This is a genomic window from Actinotignum timonense (assembly GCF_900155575.1).
GTDB lineage: Bacteria > Actinomycetota > Actinomycetes > Actinomycetales > Actinomycetaceae > Actinotignum > Actinotignum timonense.
In genome coordinates, this window is record NZ_LT706979.1 from 1 (window position 1) to 1,107 (window position 1,107).

Below are 1,107 nucleotides of genomic sequence, written 5' to 3' on the forward strand. Positions count from 1 at the left end.
GGTGTCTCTTCTTCTTGTGGCGCTGCTGGCTTTCGCGCCGATTCCTTGGCAGCGCCTCGCGGATTCCCGCGCGGTGGCGCTGCGCCCCGAGCTCGCCGCGCCCGCGCCTGCTATCTCCGCTCCGGCAGTCAGTGGCGCGGCGCCCGGCGAAGCAGCCGCTTCGACCAACCCTGGCAACCCTGGTAGCCCGGCTAACCCGGCCACTTCCGCCAGCCCGAACAGCGCTCCGGAACCCAGCCCCACTCCCGCGCAAGGCGCCCTGCAACCCATCGCCACCCAAGTCCCGGCCAACATGGATACGTCCGCCTGGGCCAAGGACCCGGCCACCGGCGTTTGCTCCGCAAACGCCGTGATGATCGGCGATTCGGTCACTCTGGGCGCCACCGAGGCCCTCAGGGAAGTCCTCCCCAATTCGGTGGTGGACGGCAAGGTCAGCCGCCAATTCGCCGCCGGCGCGGAGGTATTCGCCCAGCGCCAAGCCCTGGGGGAGAAACCGCGGGTGCTTATCTACGCCCTCGGCTCGAACGGGCCCATCGGCAGCGAGGCGGATATTCAAAAACTCGTGGATGCCGCCCAGGGCCTCCCCGTCTATTTCGTGACGAACCGCAGCCCGCTGGAGGCCCAAAACCCCAATAACGAGCTGCTCAAGTCCTATGCCGCCTCCCACCCCAACGTTGGCATTATCGACTGGTGGGCCGCCACCGAAGGCCACGAAGAATTCCTGCGCGACGATGGCATCCATCTCACACCCACCGGGCAGCAGCACTTCGCTACCCTTATCCAGCAGGCCCTGTGCGGGGCCTAAGCCAGCCGGAAAGGTAGGCGCGGTGCGCGTTCTTAGTTCTCTTCTTGGGTTGCTCCTGGCCGCTTTCGCGGTGTTCACGGTGCAGCCGGCCTGGTTCGGCCCGGCCGCCCGGCTCGCCACCGTGGTGCCCGGGGCTCAGATCATGTCCAGCCGCGGTGCACTCGCGCTCGGGATGCTCATCGCGGCGCTCGCGGTGGGGCTGCTCGGCGCGGTCCGCAGGTATTTCGGGGGTGGGCGCGTGGCGGTGAGCTGCGCCGTCGTACTACTACTCGTGGCCCTGGCGCATGCCGGAACCTTGAGCG

General features: G+C 68.1%; 2 protein-coding genes. Both read left to right on the forward strand.

Annotated features, from left to right (window positions below; translation table 11 throughout):
- Positions 1-805 (forward strand): hypothetical protein (locus tag CZ322_RS10045; protein ID WP_087071228.1); only part of this gene is annotated, 805 nt, incomplete at its 5' end.
- Positions 806-827: 22 nt separating this feature from the next.
- Positions 828-1,107: hypothetical protein (locus CZ322_RS09705; RefSeq protein ID WP_143231907.1), on the forward strand; the 280-nt coding region annotated here is incomplete at its 3' end.